This window comes from Streptomyces sp. NPDC005899 (genome assembly GCF_040629645.1).
GTDB lineage: Bacteria > Actinomycetota > Actinomycetes > Streptomycetales > Streptomycetaceae > Streptomyces.
The window spans coordinates 1-8,003 of record NZ_JBEXWB010000300.1 but is presented as its reverse complement, the minus strand read 5'-3'; the positions used below and the strand labels follow the sequence as shown (position 1 = coordinate 8,003).

At 73.3% G+C, this 8,003-nt stretch carries 7 protein-coding genes; 3 read left to right on the top strand and 4 right to left on the bottom strand.

The features are described 5' to 3' along the window. Window positions 1–90: 90 nt before the first annotated feature. The 4 genes from ABZ371_RS25675 to ABZ371_RS25660 form a co-directional block, all read right to left on the bottom strand. Window positions 91–585 (bottom strand): GNAT family N-acetyltransferase, encoded by a 495-nt coding sequence (locus ABZ371_RS25675; protein ID WP_358683742.1) that lies wholly within the window; start codon window positions 583–585, stop codon window positions 91–93. Window positions 586–595: 10 nt separating this feature from the next. After that, a complete protein-coding gene (locus ABZ371_RS25670) occupies window positions 596–1,027 on the bottom strand; it encodes a DUF1992 domain-containing protein (protein ID WP_358683740.1) in 432 nt (143 codons plus the stop codon). A 166-nt stretch (window positions 1,028–1,193) separates the two neighbouring features. Beyond that, window positions 1,194–1,991 carry a tyrosine-protein phosphatase gene (locus ABZ371_RS25665; RefSeq protein WP_358683738.1) on the bottom strand — a complete coding sequence of 266 codons (798 nt, stop codon included), beginning with the start codon at window positions 1,989–1,991 and terminating at the stop codon, window positions 1,194–1,196. 124 nt (window positions 1,992–2,115) lie between these two features. Continuing rightward, entirely contained in the window at window positions 2,116–2,613 is a 498-nt protein-coding gene (locus tag ABZ371_RS25660; RefSeq protein WP_358683736.1) for a DUF6325 family protein, read from the bottom strand. A gap of 190 nt (window positions 2,614–2,803) precedes the next feature. On the opposite strand from ABZ371_RS25660, the gene ABZ371_RS25655 reads away from it, so the two are divergent. The 3 genes from ABZ371_RS25655 to meaB are packed head-to-tail and all read left to right on the top strand — an operon-like array spanning window position 2,804 to window position 7,945. Beyond that, window positions 2,804–4,660, top strand: coding sequence for a methylmalonyl-CoA mutase subunit beta (locus ABZ371_RS25655; protein ID WP_358683734.1), 1,857 nt, complete (start codon window positions 2,804–2,806; stop codon window positions 4,658–4,660). Then, entirely contained in the window at window positions 4,660–6,882 is a 2,223-nt protein-coding gene (gene scpA / locus ABZ371_RS25650; RefSeq protein WP_358683732.1) for a methylmalonyl-CoA mutase, read from the top strand. The genes ABZ371_RS25655 and scpA overlap by 1 nt, the downstream gene beginning before the upstream one ends. Before the next feature lie 10 nt (window positions 6,883–6,892). After that, on the top strand, window positions 6,893–7,945 hold the full coding sequence (meaB, locus tag ABZ371_RS25645; RefSeq protein ID WP_358683730.1) for a methylmalonyl Co-A mutase-associated GTPase MeaB: 1,053 nt from the start codon (window positions 6,893–6,895) through the stop codon (window positions 7,943–7,945). The last annotated feature ends 58 nt before the right edge of the window (window positions 7,946–8,003 follow it).

Sequence of the window (8,003 nt, the reverse complement as noted above, 5' to 3'; positions counted from 1 at the left end):
ACCCGCCCGTACGGCGGCTGGTCGTAGCGGCAGCGGTCCGTGTGCCCCGGCGCCGGGGGACACGGGCCTCCGGCACGAGGTCCGCCCGGCTCACGGCTCGCCGGTCCTGAGGCTGAGCTCGGGCCGGTCCCACATCACCGCCGGCGGGGCGGCGGCGACCGTGCCCGTGCGGAGTGCCCCCACGCCGAGGTAGAAGTCCTCGGCCGGTGGGTGGGACACGATGCGCACGGCGTCGAGGCCGGCCTGCCGGGCCTCGGCCCGCATGTGGCCGACGAGCAGGCGCCCGACGCCCCTGCCCTGGGCGTGGTCGCCGACGAACATCAGGTCCAGCTCCGGCGGGGACAGGATCAGCGCGTAGAAGCCGAGCACGCGTTCCTCCGTGTCCACGGCGGCGAAGACCCGGTGCGCCTCGATGTAGTCCGGGCCGACCTTGTACCCCGCGACCATGGGCGCGTAGTGGCCTTCGTACGCACGTGACCCGGTGACCAGGCGGGTGAGCCGCCGGGCGTCCCTCGGCACGGCCCGCCGTATCCGCACCGCGCCGTGAGCACCGCCCCCGCGCGTCTTCACCGCCCTCGATCCCATAGGACGAGTATCACGTGCCGCCGGAGCCCGTCCGGCCCCGGTCCTCACTCCTGCGCGCGTGCCACTCCTCGACGGCCGCGTCCACGTCGAAGGGCACGACGTTCAGCGGCGGACCGGCCGGCGGCATCGCCAGGGCCTCGCGGATCCTGTCGTCGACCTCGGCGAGGATCCGGCGGACCTCGGCCTCCGACCGGGCACGCAGGGCCGCCTCCCGGGCGTCCTCGGCCTCCTTGCGGAGTGTGAGCGAGGGCGGCAGCGCCGAAAGGCCCTCGCGCCTCATCTTCGCCTTGATCCACCAGCTCTCGTCGTAGGGCCGTTCGAGGCCCGGTATCGGCTTGCCGAAACCCGGGAGCCCTGAGAAGTCGCCGCGCTCCTGCGCCTCACGGATCTGCTTGTCCACCCATGACTCGAAACCGACGCCGGCCGGCTTGCGCTCGGTCACCGCGTGCCCCCTTCGCCGCATCGCCCACGGCGCCTCACTGCGGCCGGGACGGCGGGTTCCACGATACCGGCGGGGCGTGAACCGTCCACGGTGCGGGAGCCGCCCGCGGCCGGCCGCTCCGGGCAGGACCGGTGAAGGCCGCGTGGCCCACGTGCCCGCCGTGCCGTCAGACCGGCGCCACCAGGTCCGCGCGCAGCCGCTCGACCACCGCCGCGGGGACCCGGATCCCGTCGCGGAGGTAGCCGTCGAGTCCGCCCCACCGTTCGTCCATGGCATCCAGTGCCGCGTCCAGGTACCGGGGCCGGACCTCGATGAAGGCGGAGGCGATGTCCGGGTCGCCGCCCGCCTCGACGAAGCGCCGCACCACGGGCGCGGAGGCGGCCCTGATCGCCCTGTTCACGGCCATGAACTCGGCCTGCACGACCTCCCGCGAGGCTCCGGCCATCAGGAGCAGGAGTGCGGTGGCCCAGCCCGTCCGGCCCTTGCCCGAGGCGCAGTGGAAGAGCAGGGGCCGCGCGCGGGGGTCGGCGGCCGTCTCCAGGAAGGCCCGGTAGGCGGCGGCGGCGCCCGGTGACAGGACCAGCCTGCGATAGGTCTGGGCGAACAGGCTTTCGGCCCGGCCACCGCCGAGCGAGGTGGCGGCCCCGCCCGTGTCGGAGAGCAGGGCGTGCAGCCGGGACGGCCCCACGACCGGGTGGTCGCCCAGGACGTCCGCGACGAAGAGCCGGGCGCCCGGCGGCAGCCGGTCCGGGGCCCACCGGCGTTCGTCGGCCGTGCGGAGGTCGACGACCGTGCGGATGCCGAGGGCGGCCACCGCCATGTCGCTCTCCGCGTCGAAGTCGCTCAGCTGGCCGGAGCGCAGAAGGATTCCCTGCCGCAGCCGGAGGTCGCGCCCGAGGGCGATCCCACCGAGGTCGCGCAGGTTGACGACGGTAGCGGCCGGGACGGCCCGGGCGGTCTGCACGATGAACTGCCTCTTTCCCGACAAACTACACAGGTCAGAATCAACGTCGCACGGGGCGGGGGGATCAACAAGACGGGGCGTGGCGCACCGGCCGGTCACCGCTCGGCGCGAAAGGCGCGGGACGTCAGTCGGCGAGGATCCTCGCCTTGTGCTCCGCGAACTCGGCGTCGGTCAGGACGTCCTGCTTCCTGAGCTCCGCCAGCCGCTCGAGCAGCGTGATGACGTCGTCCCCGCCGTCCGGCGACGGGACCACCGCGTGCGCCAGGAGTTCGCCGCCGGCCGACTCGACCACTCGGGTGAGAGCGACCGGCCAGCGGTCCTCCCACGCGATCAGTGCGGCGACGCCGCCTACCGGGAGGCGCCCGAGTTCGTCGAGGTCGGAGAGGGACGGCCACGCAGGCACCCCGTCCGCCGGACGCTCGAAGGGCACGAGCCCGTGCGGGTCGATCTCGGACGTCCCCAGGAGGTCGGCGGTGCCCCCTTCGCCGACGCGGGCGAAGGCGAGATCCAGGATGCGCACCGCCTGAGACGCGACGGCATCGGCCAGGAGGGGCGCGATCGTGTCGGCGAACCGCTCACCGGGAAAGGTGATGACGAGGTATTCCACGGGTCCCGCGGCCATGGTGCGCCCTTCCCTTCGGTACCGACTCGCCAGAAGCATAACTGTGGGCATTGCGTGCCGCATTGTGAAGATTGCTGACGAAACCGGCGTCACCCTCCTGCCGCCCGGCGGGTCCGGGCCGACGACGGAGAGGGCAAGGTCACATCTGATGGCACTGCTGCACATCGGAGCGCTGACCTAGCATCTGACCATGACGGTCCTGCCTGCTGACGGGCTTTCGCGGGCCGCCGGATCCCCTGACCCCTCCCACGACCAGTGGCAGAGCCTCGTCGAAGGCGTACTGCGCAGGTCGGGCAGGGAAGTCACGGGCACGGCGGCCGTGGAGGCGCTGTCCACCGCGCTCGGGGACGGGCTCACGGCCCGCCCTCTGTACACCTCTGACGACGTCTCGCCCGACCCCGGGTTCCCCGGCTTCGCCCCGTTCACCCGGGGCAGCGGTGCCACGGGTAACACCCTGGGCGGCTGGGACGTACGGCAGCGCCACGCGATGACCGATCCGGCCCGTCTGAACGAGGCCGTGCTCGGGGATCTGGAGAACGGCGTCACCTCGCTGTGGCTGGCCGTGGGCGGGCCGGACGGCGTCCCGGTGTCGGGCCTGGAACGCGCGCTGGACGGCGTCCACCTCGACCTGGCACCCCTCGCGCTCGACGCGGGCGACGCGTTCGAGCCCGCCGTACGGGAGTTGCTGGGTCTGTTCGAGGCCCGCGGCGTCCCGAAGGAGGCCGTGCGCGGCAGCCTCGGTGCGGACCCGCTCGGGCAGGCGGCCCGCACCGGCGCGGAACCGGACGGTGACAGCGTGATCCGGTGGGCACGGCGGTGCGCCCGGGAGTACCCGGGGCTGCGCGCGCTGACCGTGGACGCGCTCGTCCACCACGAGGCCGGCGGGTCGGCCGCACAGGAGCTGGGCCTGTCCATGGCCACCGGTGTCGCGCACCTGCGGGCGCTGACCGCCGCCGGCCTGACGGTCCAGGAGGCCTGCGGGCAGCTGGAGTTCCGTTACGCGGCCACGGCCGACCAGTTCCTGACGATCGCCAAGCTCCGTGCCGCCCGGCGCCTGTGGGCCCGGGTCGCCGAAGTGTGCGCGGACGCCTCGGCCGGAGCGCAGCGGCAGCACGTCGTGACCTCGCCGGTGATGATGACCCGACGGGACCCGTGGGTGAACATGCTGCGGACGACGCTGGCCTGCCTGGGGGCCGGGGTGGGTGGTGCCGACTCCGTCACCGTGCTGCCGTTCGACCACGCGGTGGGGCTGCCGGACGCGTTCGCCCGGCGGATCGCCCGCAACACCTCGACGATCCTCATGGAGGAGTCGCACCTCGCCCGGGTGATCGACCCGGCGGGCGGATCCTGGTACGTGGAGCGGCTGACCGATGAACTCGCGGCCGCGGCGTGGTCGTTCTTCCAGGAGGTGGAGCGGGCCGGCGGTGCGGCCGCCGCGCTGCGCTCCGGAATGGTCCGGGAGCGGCTGGCGGCCACCTGGGAGGCCCGCAGCCAGGACCTGGCCCGGCGCGAGGAGCCGGTGACCGGGGTCAGCGAGTTCCCGGACGCCTGCGAACGCCCGCTGGAACGCGAGCCGTCACCCGCCCGCCGGCCGGCCGGCGGACTGCCGCGGGTCCGCCGCGACGAGGCGTTCGAGGCGCTGCGCGCACGTTCGGACCGTCATCTCGCCGCGACGGGCAGCCGCCCTAAGGTCTTCCTCGCGGCGCTGGGCCCCGCGTCGGTGCACTCGGCGCGGGCGTCGTTCGCCGCCAACCTCTTCCTGGCCGGCGGCATCGAGCCCGTCCACGAGCCCGTGTCCGTGGACGCCTCCACCGCCGCCGCGGCCCTCGCGGCCACCGGGGCGACGGCGGCCTGCCTGTGCTCGGGTGACGCCCTCTACGCCGAACAGGCCGGTGCGGTCGCCGCGGCCCTCAAGGACGGCGGGGCGACGCAGGTGCTGCTCGCCGGCCGGCCGGCGGGGCACGCCGGTGTGGACACCCATGTGTTCGCGGGCTGCGACGTGGTCGCCGTCCTGTCCTCGGTACTCGACAGCATGGGAGTGGCGTGATGCAGACCCACGGGACGGGGCTCCCGGTCCCCGACTTCTCCGACGTCCCGCTGAACGGCGGCACCCCGGTCACCGGGACGGCGGACGGATGGCGCGCCGCGGTGAAGGAGGCGTCGGGCCGGTCCGAGGACGAACTCCTCTGGGAGACACCCGAAGGCATCGCGGTCAAGCCGCTGTACACGGGGCGGGACCTGGAGGGGATCGACTTCCTCGGGACCTACCCGGGCATCGCCCCCTACCTCCGCGGCCCCTATCCCACGATGTACGTCAACCAGCCGTGGACCATCCGGCAGTACGCCGGCTTCTCGACGGCCGAGGAGTCCAACGCCTTCTACCGGCGGAACCTGGCGGCCGGGCAGAAGGGGCTCTCCGTCGCGTTCGACCTGCCCACCCACCGCGGTTACGACAGCGACCACCCGCGGGTGACCGGTGACGTCGGCATGGCGGGGGTGGCGATCGACTCGATCCTCGACATGCGTCAGCTCTTCGACGGCATCCCGCTGGACCGGATGTCGGTGTCGATGACGATGAACGGCGCGGTCCTGCCCGTGCTCGCGCTGTACATCGTGGCGGCCGAGGAGCAGGGCGTGCCGCCCGAGAAACTGGCCGGGACCATCCAGAACGACATCCTCAAGGAGTTCATGGTCCGCAACACCTACATCTACCCGCCCGGCCCGTCCATGCGGATCATCTCCGACATCTTCTCGTACACCTCGCGGAGGATGCCGCGCTACAACTCGATCTCCATCTCCGGCTACCACATCCAGGAGGCCGGCGCGACGGCCGATCTGGAGCTGGCGTACACGCTGGCCGACGGCGTCGAGTACCTGCGGGCCGGGCGGGCGGCCGGTCTCGACGTGGACGCGTTCGCGCCCCGGCTCTCCTTCTTCTGGGCGATCGGCATGAACTTCTTCATGGAGATCGCGAAACTGCGGGCGGCCCGGCTCCTGTGGGCGGAGCTGGTCGGGCAGTTCGCGCCGAAGAACCCGAAGTCGCTCTCCCTGCGCACCCATTCGCAGACGTCGGGCTGGTCCCTGACCGCGCAGGACGTCTTCAACAACGTCACCCGCACCTGCGTGGAGGCGATGGCCGCGACCCAGGGCCACACCCAGTCCCTGCACACCAACGCGCTGGACGAGGCTCTGGCCCTGCCGACCGACTTCTCCGCCCGGATCGCCCGGAACACCCAGTTGCTGCTCCAGCAGGAGTCGGGCACCTGCCGGGTCATCGACCCGTGGGGCGGAAGCGCGTACGTGGAGAGGCTGACGCACGACCTGGCCGCGCGGGCCCGCCGGCACATCGAGGAGGTCGAGGCGGCCGGCGGCATGGCGAAGGCCATAGACGCGGGCATCCCGAAGCTCCGGATCGAGGAGGCCGCGGCTCGCACGCAGGCGCGGATCGACGCCGGGCGCCAGCCCGTGATCGGCGTGAACAAGTACCGGGTGGAGACGGACGAGAAGATCGACGTGCTCAAGGTCGACAACTCCTCCGTGCGCGCCCAGCAGATCGAGAAGTTGCGGCGGTTGCGCGCGGAGCGCGACGAGGGAGTCTGCCAGGCGGCGCTGCGGGCCCTGACGGCGGCGGCGGGACGGGACCCGGGGCCGGGGCTCGAGGGCAACCTGCTGGCGCTGGCGGTCGACGCGGCACGGGCGATGGCCACGGTCGGCGAGATCTCCGAAGCGCTGGAGAAGGTCTACGGCCGGCACGCGGGCCGGATCCGTACCATCTCAGGCGTGTACCGCGAAGAGGCAGGAGGGTCCCCGTCCGTGGACCGCACCCGCAAGCTGGTCGGCGACTTCGAGGCCGCGGAGGGACGGCGCCCGCGCATCCTGGTCGCGAAGATGGGCCAGGACGGCCACGACCGCGGCCAGAAGGTGATCGCGACGGCCTTCGCCGACCTGGGCTTCGACGTCGACGTCGGCCCGCTCTTCCAGACGCCGGGCGAAGTGGCCCGGCAGGCGGTCGAGGCGGACGTCCACGTCGTGGGCGTGTCGTCGCTGGCCGCCGGGCACCTCACCCTCGTGCCGGCGCTGCGTGAGGAGCTGGCCGCCGAGGGGCGCGAGGACATCATGATCGTGGTGGGCGGTGTCATCCCGCCGCAGGACGTCGAGGCGCTCCACGAGGCCGGTGCCACCGCCGTCTTCCCACCGGGGACCGTGATCCCGGACGCCGCCCACGACCTGGTCACGCGGCTCGGCGCCGCGCTCGGCCACGAGCTGTGAGCCGCTGACGGTGGTGGCGCACATCGACATCGACGCGTACGCCACGGGCGTGCTCGACGGGAAGCGCGCCTTCGTGGCCCGCGCCATCACGCTCGTCGAGTCGACCCGGGCCGACCACCGGGTCCTGGCGCAGCGTCTGCTGGGCCGGCTGCTGCCTCATGCGGGGCGGGCCAGGCGCATCGGGATCAGCGGGGTGCCGGGCGTGGGGAAGTCCACGTTCATCGACGCGCTCGGCACTTCGCTGACCGGGCTCGGGCACCGGGTCGCCGTGCTGGCCGTGGACCCCTCGTCCAGTCGTACGGGTGGGTCGATCCTCGGCGACAAGACCAGGATGGAACGGCTGGCCGTGGACGGCCGGGCGTTCGTACGCCCCTCTCCCACGGCCGGGACGCTGGGCGGGGTCGCCAGGGCGACCCGCGAGTCCATCGTGGTGATGGAGGCGGCGGGCTACGACGTGGTGCTGGTGGAGACGGTCGGGGTCGGGCAGTCGGAGACGGCGGTCGCCCGGATGGTCGACACGTTCCTGCTGCTGACTTTGGCGCGGACCGGCGACCAGTTGCAGGGCATCAAGAAGGGCGTGCTGGAGCTGGCCGACGCCATCGCGGTCAACAAGGCCGACGGCCCGCACGAGCGCGACGCCCGTGCGGCGGCCCGTGAACTCGCGGGCGCCCTGCGGCTGATGCACCCGGCGGACGCGGCGTGGACCCCGCCGGTGCTGACCTGCAGCGCACTGGAGTCGACCGGTCTGGACGCGCTGTGGGAGCGGCTGGAGCAGCACCGTGCGCTGCTGGAGGCCACGGGCCGGCTCACGGCGAAGCGCCGCGAGCAGCAGGTGGACTGGACGTGGACCATGGTCCGCGACGAGCTGATGGACAGTCTGCGCGCCCATCCGGCCGTACGTGCGCTCGGCCCGGGTCTGGAGGAGAGGGTGCGTGCGGGTGAGCTGACGGCCACCTCGGCCGCGGAGCGGATCCTGAGTGCTTTCCGGGGCCCGGCCACGGCCACCGACGGTGATGCGGCGCCCCCTGCCGGGAGGAGTGCCCGCACGTCCGGGGACGGCTGAGGCAGCCGTCACCCCGGCCGCAGCACGCCCGGGGTGGCCGTCCCCCTCCCCGGGCGTG